The sequence below is a fragment of the Paenibacillus sp. J31R34 genome, from assembly GCF_059383715.1.
The window spans coordinates 316,403-338,734 of the sequence record NZ_JBXENU010000001.1; the positions used below are offsets into that span (position 1 = coordinate 316,403).

At 50.8% G+C, this 22,332-nt stretch carries 18 protein-coding genes; 9 read left to right on the forward strand and 9 right to left on the reverse strand.

Annotated features, from left to right (window positions below):
* Positions 1–119: 119 nt before the first annotated feature.
* The 8 genes from mtnB to AC50YG_RS01380 form a co-directional block, all read right to left on the reverse strand.
* Entirely contained in the window at positions 120–770 is a 651-nt protein-coding gene (mtnB, locus tag AC50YG_RS01345) for a methylthioribulose 1-phosphate dehydratase (protein ID WP_494824155.1), read from the reverse strand.
* Positions 770–1,441 (reverse strand): 2-hydroxy-3-keto-5-methylthiopentenyl-1-phosphate phosphatase, encoded by a 672-nt coding sequence (locus AC50YG_RS01350; RefSeq protein WP_494824157.1) that lies wholly within the window; start codon positions 1,439–1,441, stop codon positions 770–772. Before AC50YG_RS01350 ends, mtnB begins: the two co-directional genes overlap by 1 nt.
* Positions 1,438–2,658, reverse strand: a complete 1,221-nt coding sequence (locus AC50YG_RS01355; RefSeq protein WP_494824160.1) for a 2,3-diketo-5-methylthiopentyl-1-phosphate enolase — start codon at positions 2,656–2,658, stop codon at positions 1,438–1,440. Before AC50YG_RS01355 ends, AC50YG_RS01350 begins: the two co-directional genes overlap by 4 nt.
* Positions 2,658–3,536: a pyrroline-5-carboxylate reductase gene (proC, locus tag AC50YG_RS01360; protein WP_494824161.1), complete on the reverse strand. Its 879-nt coding sequence runs from the start codon at positions 3,534–3,536 to the stop codon at positions 2,658–2,660. Before proC ends, AC50YG_RS01355 begins: the two co-directional genes overlap by 1 nt.
* Before the next feature lie 44 nt (positions 3,537–3,580).
* Positions 3,581–4,831 (reverse strand): glutamate-5-semialdehyde dehydrogenase, encoded by a 1,251-nt coding sequence (locus tag AC50YG_RS01365; protein ID WP_473757473.1) that lies wholly within the window; start codon positions 4,829–4,831, stop codon positions 3,581–3,583.
* A 63-nt stretch (positions 4,832–4,894) separates the two neighbouring features.
* A complete protein-coding gene (gene proB, locus AC50YG_RS01370) occupies positions 4,895–5,995 on the reverse strand; it encodes a glutamate 5-kinase (protein ID WP_473757472.1) in 1,101 nt (366 codons plus the stop codon).
* Between the two features lie 337 nt (positions 5,996–6,332).
* Positions 6,333–7,529, reverse strand: coding sequence for a pyridoxal phosphate-dependent aminotransferase (locus AC50YG_RS01375; RefSeq protein ID WP_494824163.1), 1,197 nt, complete (start codon positions 7,527–7,529; stop codon positions 6,333–6,335).
* A gap of 108 nt (positions 7,530–7,637) precedes the next feature.
* Positions 7,638–8,090 carry a hypothetical protein gene (locus AC50YG_RS01380; RefSeq protein WP_341278103.1) on the reverse strand — a complete coding sequence of 151 codons (453 nt, stop codon included), beginning with the start codon at positions 8,088–8,090 and terminating at the stop codon, positions 7,638–7,640.
* Positions 8,091–8,222: 132 nt separating this feature from the next.
* Here AC50YG_RS01380 and AC50YG_RS01385 point away from each other — a divergent pair, with 132 nt between their 5' ends.
* Positions 8,223–9,020 (forward strand): carbon-nitrogen family hydrolase, encoded by a 798-nt coding sequence (locus AC50YG_RS01385; protein WP_494824164.1) that lies wholly within the window; start codon positions 8,223–8,225, stop codon positions 9,018–9,020.
* A gap of 57 nt (positions 9,021–9,077) precedes the next feature.
* Here the strand turns inward: AC50YG_RS01385 and AC50YG_RS01390 are convergent, their stop codons facing one another.
* On the reverse strand, positions 9,078–9,971 hold the full coding sequence (locus tag AC50YG_RS01390; RefSeq protein WP_046234749.1) for a LysR family transcriptional regulator: 894 nt from the start codon (positions 9,969–9,971) through the stop codon (positions 9,078–9,080).
* 260 nt (positions 9,972–10,231) lie between these two features.
* On the opposite strand from AC50YG_RS01390, the gene leuC reads away from it, so the two are divergent.
* From leuC to AC50YG_RS01430, 8 genes are all read left to right on the forward strand, one after another.
* Entirely contained in the window at positions 10,232–11,647 is a 1,416-nt protein-coding gene (gene leuC / locus AC50YG_RS01395) for a 3-isopropylmalate dehydratase large subunit (RefSeq protein ID WP_341278101.1), read from the forward strand.
* A gap of 29 nt (positions 11,648–11,676) precedes the next feature.
* Complete coding sequence (leuD, locus tag AC50YG_RS01400; RefSeq protein WP_473757469.1) at positions 11,677–12,279, forward strand: 3-isopropylmalate dehydratase small subunit; 603 nt, start codon at positions 11,677–11,679, stop codon at positions 12,277–12,279.
* A gap of 248 nt (positions 12,280–12,527) precedes the next feature.
* Positions 12,528–13,973 (forward strand): N-acetylmuramoyl-L-alanine amidase family protein, encoded by a 1,446-nt coding sequence (locus AC50YG_RS01405; RefSeq protein ID WP_494824167.1) that lies wholly within the window; start codon positions 12,528–12,530, stop codon positions 13,971–13,973.
* Positions 13,974–13,990: 17 nt separating this feature from the next.
* The gene (locus tag AC50YG_RS01410) at positions 13,991–14,551 is read left to right on the forward strand and encodes a GerMN domain-containing protein (protein WP_473757467.1); all 561 of its coding nucleotides are present in this window, start codon (positions 13,991–13,993) and stop codon (positions 14,549–14,551) included.
* 66 nt (positions 14,552–14,617) lie between these two features.
* Positions 14,618–17,092, forward strand: coding sequence for an S-layer homology domain-containing protein (locus AC50YG_RS01415; protein ID WP_494824169.1), 2,475 nt, complete (start codon positions 14,618–14,620; stop codon positions 17,090–17,092).
* Between the two features lie 140 nt (positions 17,093–17,232).
* Positions 17,233–17,913: an endonuclease III gene (nth, locus tag AC50YG_RS01420; RefSeq protein WP_473757465.1), complete on the forward strand. Its 681-nt coding sequence runs from the start codon at positions 17,233–17,235 to the stop codon at positions 17,911–17,913.
* Between the two features lie 43 nt (positions 17,914–17,956).
* Entirely contained in the window at positions 17,957–18,229 is a 273-nt protein-coding gene (locus tag AC50YG_RS01425) for an NAD/NADP transhydrogenase alpha subunit (RefSeq protein ID WP_338551653.1), read from the forward strand.
* Positions 18,230–18,232: 3 nt separating this feature from the next.
* Positions 18,233–21,967: a dynamin family protein gene (locus AC50YG_RS01430; RefSeq protein WP_494824171.1), complete on the forward strand. Its 3,735-nt coding sequence runs from the start codon at positions 18,233–18,235 to the stop codon at positions 21,965–21,967.
* The last annotated feature ends 365 nt before the right edge of the window (positions 21,968–22,332 follow it).

Here is a 22,332-nt window from a genome sequence, read left to right on the forward strand (position 1 = left end):
AAATGCTGATTCATACTGCCGCTGAGTATCTCTTGAAAAAAGAGCCGCCTCCGCACCGTTGTGCATCGAGACAGCTCTTATTCGTATTCATCTTTAAGGTCTGCGATTGTAAGGGCGCTTTATTTGCGGCCGTTCAGCAGCTCCCAACGATACACGTATTCAAAAATGAATTCAAACGCCTCCAAATGGCGCTTCGCTTCAAACGGATCTGCTCCCCAAGCGTAAATGCCATGCTTGCGCAGCAAAATGCCGGGAATTTCCGGCTGCAGGCGCTGAGTCACCTCGGGAACGATTTGCGGTATGTTGGCGAAGTTGGACACGATCGGAATGTCGATATGTGCTTCCTCGTCCCAAATATTGAACGCCTTAATCAGCTCGACACCATCGACCGGCACGGATTTGCGATCCCAGAACCATTCCGAGATGACGCTGTTAAAGACGGTATGCACATGAAAAATAGCGCCTGCGCCCGTCTGGCGATAAATTTCGCAGTGGATCAGCGTTTCTGCTGAAGGCTTCAGCTTCGTCGCTTCGACAGCTTTGCCTTCTTTATCGACGAATAAGTAGTCTTCCGGTGTATGAACCGTTTTATCCTTGCCGCTTGCCGTAATGGCAAAATGGAACTGCTCGGGGTCGAAATCGCCGACGCGTACCGACAGATTGCCGCTCGTGCCAGGGAACCAGCCGCGCGAGGCGAACAGATCCTTCACTTCACGCAGATCAGCCAGCGCTTTCTGCTTCTGCTCCGTTGTAATTTGCTCAAATGTCATTACGATTCATCCTTTCCCTTGTCAAGCATGCGAATAATATCATGGAACGTCTCATATTCGGAATGAGGCAGGCCAAGCTCTTGGCATTTCGTCGTCAGGTGCGAGCGGGAAAATACCGTATCCGCCAGCTTTGCGCCTTCAAAGTCCGTCACGCTGTCGCCAATGACAATACGTTCATATTGCTCAGCGGGAAAACGTCGCATAATGGTCGTTTTGCACATGCCGCATGCGTTGCTGCACTGTCCGTCACAAGGATGCGGCCATGTAATTTCAATATTAGGGCCGCTAAAATCGTGGCCATTGCAATAAATATGATCCTGCGGAATATCGAATGGCTCAAGCACCGGATAGACGAAAAAGTCAATGCCGCCGCTTGTTACATAAAATTCAATATCATTTTTCCGGCAGTAGGAGAGGAGATCGCCAAAGCCTTCGCGAATGCGCGCATTCGTAATGCCGAAATGCACAACCTCGCTCATTATCGAGGAAGGGAGGAGGCGGAAAAGCTGGCCAACCCCTTCACGGATCGAAATTTGCTGCGAAATCGTCTGCTCCACAATGGGCTCCCAGCCTGGCGGGTTAAAATGGCGGATAATCGCAATAATATTATCGTTTATCGTAATCGTTCCGTCGAAATCGCAGAAAATAATGCGTTTTTTTGATGCTGTCATTCTTTAATCCCCCAAGCGTCAATGGCAGCTTGCAGCGCTTCGCCGCCAGGAGCCGCGGCAGCTTCGCGCAGATGAACGCCATTCATCGCCGCATCAATCGCCAGGCGGAAGGCTTGTCCGCCAGCAGCGGTGCCCATTGGATGGCCGTGAATGCCGCCGCCCGCGTTGACAACTACCTCGGTGCCAAAGTCGCGCAAAATAAGCGGAACAAGGCCCGGATGAATGCCTGCGGATGGAACCGGGAAGCTGGTAAGCAGCCCGCTAGATGGTGCCAGCAGTGCATCCTTGACGGCGAGATTTTCTTCCTTCGGCATGACGACTGAGCCGTAAGGAGAAGGGAACAGCACGAGATCAGCTCCTGCAAGACGCATAAGCTTGCCAAGCAGCACGGAAGCGCCAATGCCATAGTGCGGCGAAGGATACATCGCGCCCGCCATAGCCGGATGTGCAGCAATAGGGACATTGATAGTTGGGTCTTTGCTAAGCTCATGCAGAACATCGTAGCCGTATGCCAGCACATTAAAGAGCAGGGCATTAGCGCCAGCGGCAATTGCTTTGCGCGCCTGAGAAGCTAGCTGCGAAGTAGGTCCAGTCAAATTGACGGCATAAAGCAGCTTTTGGCCTGTTTCCTGCTGGGCGCGCTCGGCAGCTTCCATACAAGCCTCAACGCGTTTTTCCAGCGGGGTCAGCGGATTTTCAAACAAAATTTCATCATCTTTAATCAGATCCACGCCGCCAAGCGCCTGCTTATAAAACTGCTCCTGCAAGTTGGCCAGATCATGTCCGACCACGGATTTGAAAATGCTCATCAGCAGCGGGCGCTCCTGTACGCCGAGCAGGTCCCGAACGCCCTTCAGGCCAAACTTCGGACCCGGGAAAGCAGAGCCGAACGACTGTGAAACCTCAATATCAATTAGCTTAATGCGACCGTCCATCGACAGCTTGCCGAAAATCGTAACGAGCAGGGCAGGGATATCACGGCTGAAATTAATATCTGGATAAGCAATGCGAATATCAGCGAAGCGATTGCCTTCTCCGCCTTCATGCACCTCAACGGACAATACTTTGCCGAGATGCTTCTCCATTTCGGATTTGCGGGCCTCTGGCAGGTCGGTCCAGCTTCCAACCGTCAGGCCGACGGCGATGGATAACGCTTTTTTATCAAAATCTGCTTTATCGTCAAAGCTGCGATAGGTAGCAATGCAAAATTCACTCATTATTTCAAGCTCCTCTCAATATCGGCTCCGATTTCGGCTGCGCGCTCGGCGGAACGCTTCATGCCGCTGGCAATTGCCTCGGCTAAGCCTTTCTGGCTCATTACCTCAAGCGCTGCTTGCGTCGTTCCGTTCGGGGATGTCACTTTGCGTCTCAATTCGGCAGGCTCCTCGCCAGTTGCGCGTACCATCTCTGCAGCACCAAGCACCGTCTGGGTGACAAGCTCCTTGGCAGCCGTTTCGCTAAGGCCCATTGCCTTCGCCGCATCAATCATCGCTTCCATAAAATAATACACGTAAGCTGGGCCGCTGCCCGATACGCCGGTAATGACGTCCTGATAGTTCTCCTCAACAACGGAGGTGATGCCAACGGATTGGAAAATAGCTTCCGCCAGCTGCTGCTGATCCTTCGTCACCGCTGCGGAATAACTAATGCCGGTAACGCCGAGCCCGATCGTGCAGGAAGTGTTCGGCATTGTGCGGACTATGGACAGCTTGCGGCCAAGCAGCAGCTCAATTGACGCAATCGATAGTCCGGCAATAACCGAAATAATAAGCTGATGCTCCGAAATAAAAGGCTTAATGCCCGCAATTGCTTCAGCCGCATCCTTAGGCTTCATCGCGAGAAAAATAATGTCGGCATCCTTCAGAAACGCTTCGTTCGAGGAGCCTTGCAAAATCGTCTGAACGCCATACTGGCTATTAAGCTCGGTGAGCCGATCAGCATTTTGCCGATTGAGCATCGCAATGCGTCCCGGCTGGGTCAGCTTCTGATTAATCATGCCGCGGGCGATGGCTTCTGCCATGGAGCCGGCGCCGTAGAACGCGATTTGCAGGGATTGAATACGATCACTCGTCTTGGTGTCTGTATCTATTGGCATAACGGTTTCCTCCAGTATTTTGAAATCGTAAAGGGAATGCGGAATTAGCCGCGAATTTGTCCTGAGCCAGTAATCCGGTATTTTGTTGATGTAAGAGCAGGCAAGCCCATTGGCCCGCGCGCGTGGAGCTTCTGCGTGCTAATGCCGATTTCGGCGCCAAAGCCGAATTCAAACCCATCCGTAAAGCGGGTAGAAGCATTGTGATAGACGGCGGCCGCATCAATTTCCTGCATAAAGCGTGCTGCATGGCCAGCGTCCTCGGTCACGATACATTCGGAATGCTGCGTCCCGTAGGTGCTAATGTGGGCAATAGCTTCATCCAAGCTATCAACGATTTTTACGTTCAGAATATAGTCATTATACTCTGTCGCATAATCTTCATTAGTGGCTTGCTTGACGCCAGAAATGAATTGCATCACGCGCTCGCAGCCGCGAAGCTCTACCTTTGCTGCCTTAAACTGCTCGGCAAGGGAAAGGAGCGATACGCTGGCAAAAGCCTCGTGAACGAGCAGCGTTTCCATGGAGTTGCACACGGAAGGGCGCTGTGCTTTTGCGTTAAGGGAAATGCTTGCTGCCATTTCGGCATTTGCACTTGCATCAATATAAGTATGGCAAATGCCTGCGCCAGTTTCAATAACGGGAACGGTAGCATTTTCAACGACGGTGCGAATGAGCGCTGACCCGCCGCGCGGAATAATGACATCAAGCAGTCCGTTCAACTTGAGCATTTCATTGACCGATGCGCGATCGGAATCTTCAATGAGCTGGAGTGCGTCGGCTGGCAAAGCCGTCGTTTCTAGCGCCTGACGCAGCACCTCAATAATTTTGCGATTCGATTCAAGTGCTGCTGAGCCGCCGCGGAGCACGACGCAGTTGCTTGTTTTGAGACATAATCCAGCCGCATCGACCGTCACATTCGGACGCGCTTCATAAATGATACCAATAACACCGAGTGGTACACGCGATTTTTCAATATGCAGGCCATTCGGACGGTCAAACTGCTCCAGCAGCTCGCCGACTGGGTCAGGCAGCAGGGCGATTTCTCGGAGCGCTTGGGCAATAGCTTCAATTCTTGTTTCATCAAGTGCGAGACGGTCGAGGAGGGAGCGGCTAGTGCCGGCTGCTTCTCCGTTTTGCAAATCGAGCTTGTTCGCTTCAATAATGTCTGCTGTGTGGGTAATTAAAGCATCAGCAATCGTTAACAGCGCAGCATTTTTCTGGTCGGTCGTTACAGTGTTCATGACGCTTGCAGCACGTTTTGCCAATGTGGCTTTTTGGACGACTTCGCTTGTCATAGATTTGTTCCTCCTAATAAAATAGTGAAATACAATCGGACCCCTACTTATGAAATAACGGGCTTATTTTAATGAAACCCATTCATCCCGGTGGATCACTTCAATCCGGTTCACGTCAATTCTGCGCTTCACTTCTTCGCTGCCAAGTCCAGCTGCGGCTTTCGTTTGCCAGGCGGCGTAGTTGACGACGCCGCGCCCTATCGTATCGCCGCTCGCGCTAAGCACTTCAACGATATCGCCGGGATGAAAATCGCCGCTGCTTTCTGTAATGCCGGCAGGGAGCAGGCTTTTGCCTCCTGTAAGCAAGGCAAGCTCTGCTCCTGCATCGACTGTAATCGTGCCTTGAGGCATAGAGTGGAAGCCCAGCCATTGCTTCTTCATCGGCAGGCTGTGCATTTCCGTATCGAAATACGTGCCTTGGCCGGAACCGCTTGTAGCAAGCGACAGATCGCCGGGCTGCTGTACTTTCCCGATAAAAGCGGGCACGCCGCCGCGCATGGCAATCCGGGCTGCTTCAATTTTGGAGCGCATTCCGCCCGTTCCAACTGCCGAGCCAGCACCGCCAGCGAACTTCATAATGTCTGCGGAAATGCTGTCGACACGCTCGATTTTGACTGCTAAAGGATTTTTGCGCGGATCTTCCGTATACAATCCGTCCATATCTGTAATAATAATGAGCTGACCGGCTTTTGTCATCGTTGCGACCAGCGCCGACAAGTTGTCATTATCGCCAAATTTCAGCTCATCGGTTGCAACGGTATCGTTCTCATTAATAATCGGTATCGTGCGCAGCCTGAGCAGCTCTTCAATGGTCATCAAAGCGTTTTGAATTCGCTTGCGGTTCGAGAAGTCGGCCCGTGTCAGCAAAATTTGTGCCGCTCCAATACCGAACTGGCTAAAAGCCTCCTGATAAGCCTGCATAAGCAGCGCTTGCCCAACTGCTGCGGCCGCCTGCTTCTCGTGAACGGCTTTGGGCCTTGACTCATAGCCTATTTGGCGAAAGCCTGCGGCTACGGCGCCAGAGGTGACTAGTATGACCGAGCGGCCTGCTGCATGCAGCGCGGCAAGCTCAGATACAAAATAAGCGATGCGTTCCTTATTCAGTCCGCCTTCCTCGGAGGTTAGCGAGCTGCTGCCGATTTTTACAATGATTCGTTCCGCCATTTATCCATCATCCCATTTCCTGACAAAATAAAAAAGACTCCCGTCCGTAAAGGACGAAAGTCTTATAAGCTTCCGCGGTACCACCTTAATTGACCGAATGCCAATATAGGCAAACAATCCTGCTTGGGCCTCGTAACAGGAGGTGCTGTCCGATTCATCATCGGCCGTTCAGGGGCAGGTTCAGCGAGCAGTCGAGGTAAATTCTTGCAGCCTCTGGAATTCACTCTCTGGGCACGACCTAGTCAAGCTTACTAGTCCCGTCATAACGTTTCATGTTCAGTTGATTTAAGCATATCATGATCGACTGGCTGCTGTAAAGAGAGGCAATCGCAGGCGGCTAGGCTTTGAAAATGCCAAGCTTGCCAATACGTTCAACCGCTTCCTCAAGCCGAGCTTCGCTCGTAAGCAAACCAAGCCGCACATACCCTTCGCCGAATGAGCCGAAGCCGACTCCCGGCGCGACAACGACATCCGCTTCCTGCAGTACGAGATCCGCGAAAGATTCAGACGTGTAGCCTTCCGGAACAGGCAGCCAGCAGAAGAAGGAGCCTCCTGGGCGCTCTGCTTTCCAGCCGATGCGGTCAAGGGCGCCGAACAAAGCTTCGCGTCTGCGCTCATAGGTAGCGTTCAGCTCTGTTACGCATTGCTGCGGACCGGTTAGCGCTTCAGCAGCAGCTTCCTGAATGCCGCCAAACAGGCTGCAATAATAATGATCCTGCATAAGATTAATTAAAGAAATGATCTGTGAGTTGCCTAGTGCAAAGCCTACGCGCCAGCCCGCCATATTGTAGGATTTGGACAAGGTATAAAACTCGATGCCCACTTCCTTTGCTCCCGGCGTTTGGAGGAAGCTGACTGGACGCTCGCCATCAAAGCCAATCGCGCCGTAAGCAAAATCACTTGCGACAACGACGCCTGTGCGGCGGGCGAATTCAACCGTTTGGGCATAAAATTCTGTATTCGCGACCGCTCCGGTCGGATTGTTCGGATAGTTCATAAACATGAGCTTGGCACGCTCAAGCGCGGCATCGTCAATGGCGCTATAATCGGGCAAAAAGTGATTTTCCGCCGTTAGCGGCATAAAGTGCATATCCGCTCCAGCGAGTGCCACGCCTGACCAATAATCGGGATAGCCCGGATCAGGCACGAGGCAGACATCGCCGGGATTCAGCAGGCACTGGCTAATTTCCACCAGGCCTGTTTTGCCGCCGAACAAAATAGCGACTTCTGTGGTTGGGTCTATATCAACGTTATAATCTTCCTTATAACGTTTTGCGACGGCTTCCTTGAGAAAAGGGTAGCCGCTAAAAGGCGGATAACGGTGATACATGGGGTTAGCGGCAGCTTCTTGAAGCTTTGCCACAATGTGCGGCGGAGTCGGCTGATCGGGATTGCCTTGTCCAAGGTTAATAACGTCGCGGCCTTTGGCAACTTGGGCATTAGCCTTAGCAACCAATTTAGCAAAAAATTGCGTGGGCAAGCCCGTCATACGATCTGCTGGTTTAATGATATGCTGTTCCAGCTTTGTTTCCATTTTTATTCACACTCCACATCCAATAGTTGCTCATGAACAATAAGCCGTTAAGCATTACTGTAGCACGCAAAAACCATTTATGTCGAGTGATTCAGTTGGAATGGATTTTTAAGTGGCAGGAATGCCGACTTTTTTAATGAAAGCTGCGATGTCGGCTTTAAACAGCAGCAGCAGCGGCCTGCGCTGTTCATCAAAAACCAACAGCTGAGGGGCTTTGCCTCCACATACGAATAAAAACACTTCTTTAACTTGGAGTGAAATATTATTCGTGCTCAGGTTGTATGCTTTTGCAAGTGGAACGCGATAAACATAGGTACAGGTGTTGTCATTCGTTAATTGGGGGGCAAGACCCGTTACAGAGTCCAGCCAGCTGTTTGCCATCTTTTGATAGTCGTCGTCATTCGGTACGGTTAGAACGACCTTGCCGGCTTTTACATCAAAAACTTGAACCGGTCCTACGGTCGGTTGCTCTTTCGCTGTCTCCTGGGCAAAGCCGGTGGAGGCGAAAATAAATAGTGAGCAAGCTGCGCACAGGGCAGCTATCCATTTTTGCAGCTTCATGTTGGCATGCTCCTTGTCTGTATATGGCTTGGTAATTGTACTTGAGTTATCATCCCCATCTTGACACAGAACCATGTGAAGGTATCATTAGGGAAAATGAATGGTTGCATCATAATAGGAGGCTCGCCGAAAATGAATACTGAAAAATTAAACCTTGCACTGCTGCAAATGGATATAAATGCTGGAAATCCAGAGGCTAACTTTGCCAAGCTTGAGCAAATGCTGGAGAAAGCGGTTAGCGGTGGACGCAAGCTGGACGTTATTGTTTTTCCCGAAATGTGGAACACGGGTTATGCGCTGACGGAAATTGAAACGCTGGCCGATGCGAATGGAGAGCGTACGAAGCAGTTTTTGTCAGCCTTCTCGGCCAAGCATCAAGTGAATATTGTTGCGGGCTCAATCGCGGAAAGCAGGGCGGATGGGGTTTACAATACGATCTTTGCTTTCGACCGTGCAGGGGAAACGATAGCCGATTATTCTAAAATCCATCTGTTTCGGTTAATGGACGAGGAAAAATATTTGCAGGCTGGCGATAAGCTAGGCTCATTCCAGCTTGGCGGACAGGAAGCCGGCATGATGATCTGTTATGATATCCGTTTCCCTGAGCTTGCTCGCAAGCTGGCGCTTGGAGGTGCCAAGCTGTTATTCGTTCCAGCCGAATGGCCGAATCCGCGCCTGCATCACTGGAAAACGCTGCTGAGCGCCAGAGCGATTGAAAATCAAATGTTCGTCATTGCCTGCAATCGGGTTGGGCAAAGCGGCGAAACGAGCTTTTTCGGGCATTCACTCGTGCTTGATCCGTGGGGGGAAACGATTGTCGAGGGTGGGGAGGACGAAGCGATTATTTATGCGGAAATCGATTTGTCGCTAGTTGATGCCGTTCGAGGCAAAATTCCCGTCTTCGAAGACCGCAGGCCGGGACTGTATTAGAAGCATGATGAAACATCAGTGCTGCTGTCTGTTTCATCATGCTCCCCAGCAAATTTATTATTTATAGTGGACAATGGTTTTGTTCATCGTTCTAATGAAAGCTTCCGTAGCTTTAGACAGGTAACGGCCCTTGCGGCTGGCGATGACCAGCGTCCGTGATGCTTTGGGCGATAGCGGCAAATAGATGGGGGCGAATTCGCTCCCTCTTTGGCGTGTCAGCATTTTCGGGACGAAAGCGATGCCCATGCCGCCCGCGACGAGCGATTGGACGGTTTCAATATTGCTGCTTTCAAATACGATTTGCGGCGTAAAGCCAGAAGCTTGGCACAGCTCGACTGTAATTTGCCGGAAGCCCTGGCCTTTTTTTAATCCGATAAATGGTTCATTGCGCAATACGCTAATCGGTACAGGCTCTGTGCTTTCCGCAAGCGGATGCTGCGGCGGGATCGCCAAACAAATTTCTTCTTCCATTAATGGCTCCCATGCAAGCGAGGTGTCGGCTAGCGGAAGAGACAGCAAGCTGAGGTCGGTGCCGCCGCTTGCCGTAAGCTGCTCCAGCTTTGCTGAAGTATCCTCCACGAGCACAACTTCAATTTGTGGATACTGGGCGCCGAATACCGGCAGGACGAGCGGCAGTATATGCGAGCCCGTAATCGGCAGCGTTCCGACGACGAGGCGTCCGCGCCGCATTTGCGCCATATCGTCCATTTCCTGCTTGAGCTGCTCGATTGCATCAAGGATCGTTTGGGATTTGTCGACAAAAACTTGTCCGGCCTGCGTCAATTCAACGGAGTTGGTCGTGCGCCGAAACAGCAGCACGCCAAGCTCCTGCTCCAGCTTCGACAGCTGCTGGCTGAGCGATGGCTGGGCGATATGCAGCTTTTCCGCTGCGCGGGAGAAGTTTTTTTCAATTGCGATTTGCAGCACATACTGCAGTTGTCTGAGCTCCATAGGCATCCTGCTTTCTTTGTTTTAAATATAAGAATTTATAAGTGTTCTCGTATAAATACGCTTATATTTCTCGGACTGAAACGCGCCGCGCCGCCAAAGGACGGCGATAGCCGTTTCACCTTGCTGGGAAGAGCTTCTTCATTTACCGTTATAGTTGTTACCTATAGACATTATAGATATTATATCTTGGATCAATCAAGTGCCAAGTGTTATGCTTAGAGCATCATTTTGAAGAGAAGTCGAACAATGGGGTGAATTTAATGGCTAAAAGAACGATGTTTGAGAAGATTTGGGACAATCATGTCATTAATCAAGAAGAAGGCAAGCCGAGTATCATTTATATCGATCTTCAACTGGTTCACGAAGTAACTTCGCCGCAAGCTTTCGAAGGTCTTCGCATGTCTGGCCGTAAAGTACGTCGTCCAGATTTGACATTCGCAACGATGGATCACAACGTTCCTACGAAAGACCGCTTTAACATTACAGATCCTATCTCCAAGCAGCAAATTGATACACTGACGCAAAACTGTAAAGATTTCGGCGTAAAGCTGTTTGATCTTGACAATATTGACCAAGGCGTTGTACACGTTATGGGTCCTGAAATTGGTCTTACGCATCCGGGCAAAACGATCGTTTGCGGCGACAGCCATACTTCCACGCATGGTGCGTTCGGCGCGCTGGCATTTGGTATCGGTACTTCCGAGGTTGAGCACGTAATGGCAACACAATGCTTGCAGCAATCGAAAGCAAAAACGATGGAAGTTCGCTTCACGGGCAACCGTAAACCGGGCGTAACGGCAAAAGATATGATTTTGGGCGTTATCGCAAAATACGGTACGGACTTCGCTACTGGCTACGTTATCGAGTACACAGGCGAATCGATTCGCTCACTGACGATGGAAGAGCGTATGACGGTTTGTAACATGTCGATCGAAGGCGGCGCTCGCGCAGGCCTGATCGCTCCTGACGAAACGACGTTCAACTATCTTCGTGGACGCGAGTATGCTCCAGCAGATTATGATGCGGCTGTAGAAGAGTGGAAATTGCTTTCCACTGATGAAGGCGCAACTTATGACACAATCGTTGATTTTGACGTTGATTCCCTGATCCCGCAAGTAACCTGGGGTACTAGCCCTGGTATGGGTACAGATATTACATCTTCGGTTCCTTTCCCAGCACAGCTACCTACGGAAAATGAGCGTAAAGCTGCTGAGAAAGCATTGGAATATATGGATCTGAAGCCAGGTACGCCTATGAACGAAATCGAGATCGATTATGTGTTTATCGGTTCTTGTACAAATGGACGTATTGAGGATCTTCGTGCTGCTGCTGAAATCGCTCGCGGCTACAAAGTTAGCGATAGAGTGACAGCAATCGTCGTTCCAGGCTCAGGACGCGTTAAAATTCAGGCTGAAAAAGAAGGCCTTGATAAAGTATTTATCGAAGCAGGTTTCGAATGGCGTGAAGCAGGCTGCTCGATGTGCCTGGCGATGAACCCGGACGTTCTGCAACCAGGACAACGCTGTGCTTCGACATCGAACCGCAACTTCGAAGGGCGCCAAGGCCGCGGAGGCCGTACGCATCTCGTATCTCCAGCAATGGCTGTTGCTGCAGCTGTTATGGGCCGCTTTACAGATGTGCGTGATTGGAATGTCAAAACAGAAGTATTGAACTAATCAGGACGTGTGAGAGGGGTATTACCGATATGGAACCATTTAAACAGTTTACGGGCATTGTTGCTCCAGTCGATCGCGTTAACGTAGATACGGATGCGATTATTCCTAAACAATTTTTGAAGCGCATTGAGCGCAGCGGCTTTGGACAGTTTCTATTTTTCGAATGGCGCTTTCATGAGAACGGTGAAGTAAACGCTGAATTTGAACCGAATAAGCCTCGTTATCAAGGCGCTTCCGTGCTCATTTCACGCGCTAACTTCGGTTGCGGCTCCTCCCGTGAGCATGCGCCATGGGCGATTCTCGACTATGGCTACAAAGTCGTTATTGCACCGTCTTATGCAGATATTTTCTACAACAACTGCTTCAAAAACGGCATTTTGCCGCTTAAGCTGAGCGAAGAGCAGGTTGAAGATCTGTTCCAGCGTACGGCGAAGCATGAGGGCTACAAGCTGAATGTTGATCTGGAAAACAATCGTCTGACTGATGATTACGGTCTGGAAATCAACTTTGAGCTGGATGAGCACCGCCGCCAGTTCCTTCTGCAAGGACTTGATGATATCGGCCTGACGCTGATGCATGAAGATAAAATTACAGCTTACGAGCAAAAACGCGCTGCAAAAGCGCAAGCTTAAGCTAAAAGCAAGAAAAACGATGGCGTCCTTTCTATTAGACGCCATCGTTTTGGCGAAACGTATAGAGAAGGATGGAAAAACCATATACTTTCCTATATTTTAAAAAGAGGGCAATTTCCTGTCGGAAAATTTGTCCTCTTTTTTCCTCTATACGCAACTTTTTCTGACGCTATGCGTCTAATATTTTAGTCTGTTTAAGTCGAATGCACCCCATTCGATGAGGGCAATTTCAGTCATCGAGGTGGAAAATGAAGAAATTTGTACCGATTCTATTGCTCATGTCGTTGTTATTCACGCTGTTTTCCAGTGCAGGACATGCTGCCGAGGTTGTGCCAAAGCTTTATTTGAATGGGGCTTTACTAGATTCGAAGGTAGCGCCGCAAATCGTAGACAACAAGTATACGCTTGTGCCGATTCGGCTCGTGTCGGAGAGTATCGGCTACAAGGTAGGCTGGTCGTCAGCTACACAGACAGTTACTGTACATAATGGTTCTGATTCAATTGTACTTACTATTAACCAGGATGTCGCTTTTGTTAACAATGAGCAGGTGAAGCTGGATACGCCGGCGCTGCTGCAAAAAGGGACAACCCTTATTCCGCTGCGTTTCGTCGGGGAATCTCTCGGAATGCAGGTCAATTGGGATCAGGCGACAAAATCCGTCCAATTGTTTAAAGAACCGGAACCAACTCCTACGCCAACCCCATCGACAGATCCGGTTGTCACACAGCCTGATGGCGTTGTAACAGGTATTTCGTATGACAATGAAAATGCAATTATCATTCATTACGAGGGAAGCGCAGTCTACAATCAGCCCTTCAAGCTAGAAAGCCCGAAACGAATCGTAATGGACATTCCAAAGGTGTCTTATTCGGATACGCTTATAGCGCAGCTGAACTCAGGACAGATCAATCTTGAAGTAGGCGAGCATCCTTATTTGAGCGGCATACGCTATTCCTTGTTCTCGTCAAGCCCGGCAACCGTCCGCATTGTGCTTGATCTGAAAGCAGATGCCGATGTGGATGTCATGAACAGTGCGCTAGGCGAAATTCGCATTAATGTCATTGATCCGCTGCCAGTGGAAGCTACACCAACACCGACACCGACGCCTTCTGCGACGCCAACGCCAACTGCGGGTCCGACACTGCCAGCAAACGGTGTTTATTCGATCGTAATTGACGCGGGGCATGGCGGCTCTGATCCAGGTGCCAAAGGAATTAACGGCAGATGGGAGAAAGAATTTAATCTCAGTATTTCTTTGAAGGTGAAGGCTTTGCTGGATAAGGAATCGAAAATAAAAGCTTATTTATCCCGTCCGGATGACAATTATGTGAAGCTGGAGGATCGGGTAAAGTTTGCTGAAAATCTTAAAGCCAATCTATTCCTGTCTGTGCATGCCAATAGCAACCCAAGCAGTGCCGCAACAGGCACGGAAACCTATTACACAAGAGCTAGCAGCAAAGCATTTGCCGATGCGGTGCATAAGCAGTTTGCTAAAGCAACAGGTCTTAGGGACCGCGGGGTCAAGCAGCAAAGCTTGCATGTAACGAGAGAAACGACGATGCCGGCGATTTTGCTCGAAGCAGGGTTTTTGTCTAATGCCGACGATTACAAGAAGCTGTTTGATGATTCCGTGCAAAACAACATCGCTGCCGGAATTGTAGCAGGAATCAAAGACTATTTAAAGTTATCGTAGAGACAGGGGGATAACAGATGCTGCGAACAGTAAGCCAGTTCATGTTGACTTTATGTATAGTTGGACTCGTTGCGGGCTGCGGCGCGGTAAACAAGCCGGCTGAATCAGGCGCGGGCAGCAGCCCGTCGCCTTCTATTCAGCCATCGGCTGCTCCGACAGCTGAGCCGTCAATTGAGCCTGAAAAACAGACAGCAGAAATAAAGGTATATGCGGGAAATGAAGAGCTGGATGGTTTAGTAGAGCAGCAGGTTCAGGTTGCATACAGCTCAGATCTGGAATTAGTTCAAAACGCAATAACAGCACTGCAGCATGTGGAGGGCGAAGGCGCTGTATCACTGTGGAAGCTGATCGAAGTTAAATCGGTGCTGCTGGGAAGCGATGGACAGGTGACGATTGATCTTCATTTGTCTGACGAATCTAGGCTTGGTTCACCTGGCGAAGTATTAGTGCTGGAGACGCTCCAGAAAACATTATTCCAGTTCGACTTTGTAAAAGCCTATGATTTGCTCGTCGATGGAGACAGCGCTGATACGCTGATGGGTCATGTGGAGCTTGAGCATCCAACCGTCAAGCCTTAGCTTTGCCACCAGAGGACGGCGACAGCCTTTTACACGTTTTGAAACTATTCGGGGGGAACGATCATTATGGCATTGTCACGATCATCAAAATCTATTATTGCAGGTACGATTGCATTTTCCGTTTTGGCGGGACCGTTTGTGGTTCCCGCCCCTATTTCGTATGCGGCGACAGTAAGCTCCAATCCGTTTAGCGATGTAGCGTCGAATCACTGGGCGCAAAAGCATATTACAAAGCTTTCATTTCAAGGCATCATTAATGGCTCAAACGGTCTATTCCGCCCAGCTGACAATGTTACGCAGCAGGAAGCGGTTCTTATGGCTTTGCGTTTTATTGGAGCAGCTAATGAAGCCCCAGCTGATGATACCGTTGCGTTCCCAGAAACGTTTGTCATTAAGAGCGACTTTAAGGGCGAAGTTAAGCTCGCTTTCGATAAAGGCTTGCTGGATCAGGCTGAAGAATATGCGCTTGCCGCTTCCGGCGATCAAGCTGTAGGCTGGGGACAGCGACCAGCTACACGGGAATGGGTAACGAAGCTGCTCATTCGTGCTATTAATCAGAAGAGCACAGCGGACAACATGCAAAATGCCGTTTCATCGTTTAATGATGCGGATCAAATTGCCAGCAGCTACCGTGGCTATGTCAATGCTGCTGTTTCACTAGATTTGGTTAAAGGGGTAACAGCAGTCAAGTTCGATCCTAAAGCGAATGTAAACCGTGCAAGCCTTGCAACACTGTTCAGCCGTGCTGAGAAGCTGTATCCGGTTGAATATGCAGGACAAGCAACGGGTGTACTGCTGCAAGCCAGCGACACGGGCATTACGATTTACAGCAAGGAGCAGTCGGCTGTGTATACGCTCAGCGCGAATACGGCCATTTATCGTTATGACTCCGAAACGCCTATTGCAGCTAAGGATCTTGTACAATATGCAAATGTAACGGTTATTACGAAATCAGGTGCGGCTGCTTACGTGGAGCTTCAGGATGACAAGCCGCAAATTAAAACGATAACAGGTACGGTTGGCCGCGTGCTGCCGGATCAGAAGCTGCTATACGTGTGGATCGATAATAAGCCGGTAGAGGTTTATTATGACGACTCGCTTATCGTAGCCGAAACGTCTGGCAAGACGATTGCCATTAGCGACTTGAAGGAGAACAGCGCAATTACAGTGACGCAGGATACGTTCCGTACATCCCCTAAAGCGCTGAAAATTACAGTTGATCAGCAAACAGGAGCAGCCGTGCTAAAAGGCACGTTTATTTCTGGCGATGCAAGTGTCCTTACGTATGAAGACAGCGCAGGCAAGCTGAACTCCAAATTTTTGAGCAGCACGGTTGAAATTATAATCGAAGGCATCGTAGGGCCAACGATTGGCGATTTGATTAAAGATGTGGATCAACTGCAAATTACAACGAATGACCAGGATCAGATTACAAAAATCGAGGTCATAAACCGCAACGTTCAGACGCTTGTTGGAGCTCAGGTGGAAAGCTATAATGCGGACAAAAAATTCCTTGTCGTTTTTGACTCTACAGGAACAAAAGCATATCCGCTTTATTTGACCGAGAAAACAAGAATTGACAATAACGGCAATGCAATCAAGCTGGACGACATCGGAACATGGCTGACAAAAAACCGCAAGCTGACGATTACTTACAGTGGAGACAAGGTAGTGTCCTTGTCGATTGCAAGCAAATATACGGGCAAACTCGTTTCCATTAATGGCTCCAGCAATTCCGTTACGCTGAGCGTGCCTGGCGGCGTTGATGTTACGGTTGCTTATTCGGCGCCAACGGTAGAGGTTCCTGGCATTGCAGCGGCATCTCTGACTGATCTTAAAGTTGGCGATACGATTACAACGGTTATGAATGTGAATCAGGATCGGGCAACGCTCATTCAGGTTCATCGTCCAATCCAATATGAAGTGCGCGCAGTCAACACTGGCACCAAAAAGGTTACGGTCGTTAATGCGCAAAATGTACAGACAGATCTAGTGCTGTCGGGAATTGATATTACAAATGAGACAGGAAGCAAAGTGGCGATCGATACGCTTGTTCCGGGCACTTTGATTAATGTCAGCTACATTGGCAAGCAAATTATTGCGGTGAAATCTATCGTCGTATCTTATGGAACTGTTCAATCGGTAGGCACAAACAGCGTTACGCTGACGAATGAGAACGGTCAGACAACAACGGTTGCACTTGGACAAACATTCTTCATTACGAAGGGAACATCCACTTCTGCGACTACGTCGACGCTCGCAACTGGAGATCGGGTCCAACTGAGCAAAAATGAAAATGATGTGGTGCTGGTCACAGTAGCCGTTGGCCAGACGAGAACGTTTTGGCAGTATGACGCTACGGCTGGACAGCTGTGGACACTCAAAACGACCGATGCGGACAACGCCAATTATTTTTATGTAACAGGCGCAACGAAGCTGCTAAAAGATGGAAAAGCGGTTTCGCTGCAGGACATTAAATACGGCGATCAGATCATCGTTTATGCTTTCAAAAATAAAGCGGTGGAAATCGTAAAAGTGTAAATTGGTAAGGTTATGTGACAAACTGCCCTACGGGGCAGTTTTTTTATTGTTTTTTCAATATTTATGGTGGATTATAGTTGCATGGAGAGACGATTTTCGCTACACTTTGAACGATAGTGTTTGGAATGGGAGAGAGGACGATGAATGCGAAGCAGAAGATGCGACACATATTGGATACTCTTGCGGAGATGTTTCCGGACGCACATTGCGAGCTGAACCATTCTAATCCGTTTGAGCTGACGATTGCCGTCTTGATGTCTGCGCAATGTACCGATGAGATGGTGAATAAGGTAACCGCGAACCTATTTCAAAAGTATAAGCAGCCGGAGGACTATGTGGCGGTTCCGCTAGAAGAGCTGGAGCAGGATATTCGAAGAATCGGTTTATTCCGAAGCAAAGCTTCCAATATTCAAAAATTGTGCCGCATTCTCATTGATAAATATGATGGAGAAACTCCTTCCACGCATGAGCAGCTGGTCGAGCTGCCGGGTGTTGGACGCAAGACGGCGAATGTCGTCATGTCTAATGCGTTTAATGTGCCGGCTATTGCAGTCGATACTCACGTTGAGCGTGTATCCAAGCGCCTTAGGGTAGCGAAGCCTGATGATTCTGTGCTGGAAGTTGAGAAGAAGCTCATGAAGCTTGTTCCCAAAGACGAATGGACCCTTACCCATCATCGGCTCATTTTTTTCGGCCGCTATCATTGCAAGGCGCAAAATCCGCAATGCGAGGTTTGTCCACTGCTGGATATGTGCAAAGAAGGAAAACAACGTATGAAGCCAGGCTTAAACAAGAAGACTGTTAAGAGAGTGGCTAAATAAGGTTGGCTAATAACCAATACTTTTAAAATGAAGGATGATGACAGTGAAGTGTATTTCCGTGTATACAAATAGTTTTGAGCTTTTCTCTGATATTTATGAGCAGGTGCTTAGCTCCCCGCCAGAAGAAAACGAAGATATCGTAGTGGAAGGCGTAACCGTTAGCGGCTCCGGCGACGTGCCTGACCAATACATCGAGCGTATGCGTCAAAAACCGGAAGTCGTTGTTATGCGCGAAAAAGAGCGTAACATTATGATTTTGCAGCATGGCAATGTTTTCGAAATTTGCATGCCTTCCGATGATGAGGAAATTGCATAGATTATGGCTGAAATGACGGTACAACGCATTGAAGAAGCAACAATCCTGGCGGCCCGCGAAATGACGGACGCAGGTGATGCGCTGCACGCCAAACAAGTTATGGAGGTACACAGTAAGCTGGCCGAGGGTCGGCTTACTGTTGCTTTTTGCGGTCATTTTTCCGCAGGCAAGTCCACGCTGATCAATCGGCTGTGCGGGGCTCAGCTTCTGCCTTCGAGTCCGATTCCGACCAGTGCGAACGTAGTGTCCATAAGAGGCGGAGCAGAGGCGCGGGCAAGCATCATCACGGAGAAGGATGGCGAGGCGTCTAGCCTCAGTGTTCCTTTGGAGGATCTGGATCGCTATTGCGTAGACGGTGAGCAGTTCCAATCGGTCTCGATTTCGTATCCAACAGAAAGATTAGGCAATCATACCGTACTTCTGGATACGCCGGGCATTGACTCTACGGATGATGCACACCGGATGGCAACGGAATCAGCGCTGCATTTGGCGGATGTCGTGTTTTATGTCATGGATTATAATCATGTGCAATCGGAAATTAATTTTGCGTTTGCCAAGCAGCTTAAGGATTGGGGCAAGCCGTTATATTTTATTGTGAATCAGATTGATAAGCACAGGGAACGCGAGCTAACGTTTGCTGAGTATCGCAAAAGCGTAGAAGAGGCGTTTCAAGCCTGGCATTTGGAGCCAGCGGGAATCGTTTATTTGTCGTTGCGCCAGCCGGATCATCCGCATCAGGAATGGGAGGCGCTTACGCGGCTGCTTGACGAGCTGAAGGAATTGCGTGAGCCGCTTGCCGCTTACAGCGTCGATGCTTCGCTGCGTCATCTTGCAGCGGAGCATTTGAAATGGTGCGAGATGCAGGATGAACCGGAGAAGGAGCGGCTGCTTGCCGAGGCAGGCGGAGAAGAGGAAGCGCAGCGGGTGAAGGCGGAGCAAGGCGAGCTGACGCTGCAAACGAAGCAGCTTGAAGCAGAACCGGAACGGCTGCGTCTGGAGCTGCGCCGGGATTTGCAGGCGCTGGTAGACAATGCAATCATTACGCCAGCTCCGGTGCGCGATTTGGCGCATGCGTTTCTGGAAAGCAGAAAGCCGGGCTTCAAGACAGGGCTGCTGTTCGCTGGAGCGAAGACGGCGGCTGAGCAGGAACGCCGTGCGGAGCTGTTCTGTCATGATTTTGCTGGCCAAGTGAATGCGGCAGTTGATTGGCATGTAAAGGATTTGCTGCGCCGCGCCGCTGAGAAAGTCGGCTACGCAGCGGAAACGCTGGAGCAGCAGCTTGCCGAGCAGTTTAGCTGGAAGCCGGATACTTCCTGGCTCATTCAGCGCGTAAATACGGGAGCGGTATTCGGCAACGAATATACGATGACGTATACGCGCGAATTAGCCGCGGAGGTGAAGGAGGTTTACCGGAAGCGCGGCAATGAGCTGATTGACGCGCTGACGGCGCATGTGGCAGCGGTGAGCGAGACGGCCGCTGCAGACGTGCGCGGACGGCTTGCGGCGCTTGATGCGCAGGCCGGGGCGCTAGGGCTGCTTGCGGCGCTGACGGAGCGCGCCGCGCAGCATGCGGCGCAGGTTGCGGGGACGCTGCCGCAGCCAGTGGCGCGGCCGGCGCTGCCGCAGCCGCAACGTGCAGCGGCGGATGCACGCGCGCGCGCAGGTGTAGACGGCGGCGCGGCAGATGCTGCCGCCGGGCAAGAGTTGGGCCGCGCGAGCGAAGCTGCGCAGCGCGGTGATGGGGCGGCAGCGGGCGACGCTGCTGCCGCAAGGGCCAACGGCGCGGGCTTTGCCGCGACGCCCGCGCAAACTGCGCTCGGCAGCGGCGAAGCGCTGTCGCAGCAGCATGGCGCAGCCGCGCGCTTGCTCAGCGCAGCCGCGCTGCTGACGCCGCACGCGCCGCTAGCCGCGGCCGCGCAGGCGATGCAGGACAAGGCGAACCGGCTCCGCAGCAGCCGGTTCACAATCGCGCTGTTCGGAGCGTTCAGCGCGGGCAAATCCTCGCTCGCCAATGCGCTTATTGGCGAGCCGGTACTGCCGGTGTCGCCGAATCCGACGACGGCGGCGATCAACCGTCTCGTGCCGCCATCGGGTGGCCGCGAGCATGGCACGGCGGGCGTCGTCATGAAATCCCGTGACGCCGTCCTGGAAGACCTGCGCTATTCGCTCGCTTTGCTCGGCGAAGACGCTTCTGACGCTGCGCTGCCGGACGCTGCCGCTCTCATGCGCGCGATCGACCGCCTGTCGCCGGATGCGATTCACGCCGGCGGACGGCCGCACTACAGCTTCCTGCGTGCTGCACGCGCAGGCTGGGAAGCGCATGAGGCGCTGCTTGGCCAGCGCCTCACCGTCTCACAAGCGGAGTACGAGCGCTTCGTAGCGGAGGAATCGCGTTCCTGCTACGTCAGCGAAATCGAGCTTTATTACGATTGCGAGCTGACGCGGCAGGGCATCGTTCTCGTGGATACGCCGGGAGCGGATTCCGTGAACGCCCGCCATACGGGCGTTGCGTTCAATTACATTAAAAATGCTGATGCTGTCCTGTTCGTCACCTATTACAACCATGCTTTTTCACAGGCAGACCGTCAGTTTCTTATGCAGCTTGGACGGGTCAAGGACCAGTTCGAGCTCGATAAAATGTTTTTCCTCGTCAATGCGGCCGATTTGGCAGCCGATCAGGAGGAGCTTGCGGGCGTCCTGAAGCATGTGGAGCATAATCTGCTCCAGCATGGCATTCGTTCGCCGCGTCTCTATCCGGTTTCAAGCCTGGACGGTCTCGACGCGAAGCAAAATGGCGATGGCGAGCTGCTGGCACGCTCGGGCATTGACGCTTTTGAGCGCTCCTTCCTGCATTTCGTAAGCGAGGATTTAGGGAAGCTTGCAATCGACGCAGCCGAGCAGGAAATTGTCAGGGCGGCAGCTACCGTAAATGGCTGGCTGAACAGTGCCACAGGCGATGCGGCTACGAGAGAGCAGGAGCGCAGAGGGCTGGCTGAGCTTCAAGAGCAGGCACAACTGCTGCTTGCTTCTTATCGTTCCAGCGAGGCGCCGCCACAGCAGGCACAGGAGCTAAGCGAGCTGCTCTATTACGTCGTGCAGCGCCAGCAGCTTAGATTCGGTGAATTTTACAACTACGCGTTTAATCCTTCTGTCTTGCAGGATGATGGTCGCGATTTGAAGAAGATGATTTGGACGGCTTGGCTTGATTTGCAGCGGCAAATTCAGATGGAGCTGGCGCAGGAGCTGCAAGCGACCTCACTGCGTCTAGAGCGAATTTTGAATGGCCTTTTGCGCAAGCAATTTGACAGCTGCGCTTCTGAGCTTTCCGCTCTGCTAACGGGCTATCAATCCATCCCGTATGAGACGGCGACCATTCCTACTCCGGAAATCGACGTCGATTGGACGACAACGGATATTACAGGAAAATGGCTGTGGAGCCGCTTTAAATCGCCGCGGCAATTTTTCGAGGGCGACGGTAAAGGGCAGCTGCGCAAGGAGCTTGAAGCGCTGCTCATTCCATCACTCCAGCAGTGGATGGCTGCCGAGAACAGGCAGTGGACCGAGCGCTACAGCGTGCTTTGGAAAAAGTACGCCGAGCAGTCAGGCGAGCAGTTGCAGCAGGACGTTGTCAACTATGTAGAGGGCAAGCGCATCTCGCTAGCGGATAATGCCGATGTGGGTCAATTGCGCGAGCTGCATCAGCAATTGATTCATCTTCATAGCGCAACAATTGCATAAGCTTTCATCTAATAATAGTCTGAATGCTTTCAGCGACTGATAACAGTTGCTGAAAGCATTTTTTATTTTGCCAAGCTGATTATAAGTTTCACACTTGTAAGCGGATTATATTTCACACTCGAAACGACAGCTTTGCCGCCTGATGACGGCGACAGCCGTTTGCTTGTGGGGTAATCCATTTATTTGGCATATGTTTTGAAAACCGTCTGTGTTTCAATAAAAAGTCTATTTATGCAGCCAAGCCACGTAAAATTGTTTAGGCTTGTTTTGTGTGTTTCTGTGCAAAAATGGCGTAAGACGCACACTTTAGGGATGATTTAAGACGATACTTGAGCATAGGTTAGTTAGTGTTTCCAAATTGCCAT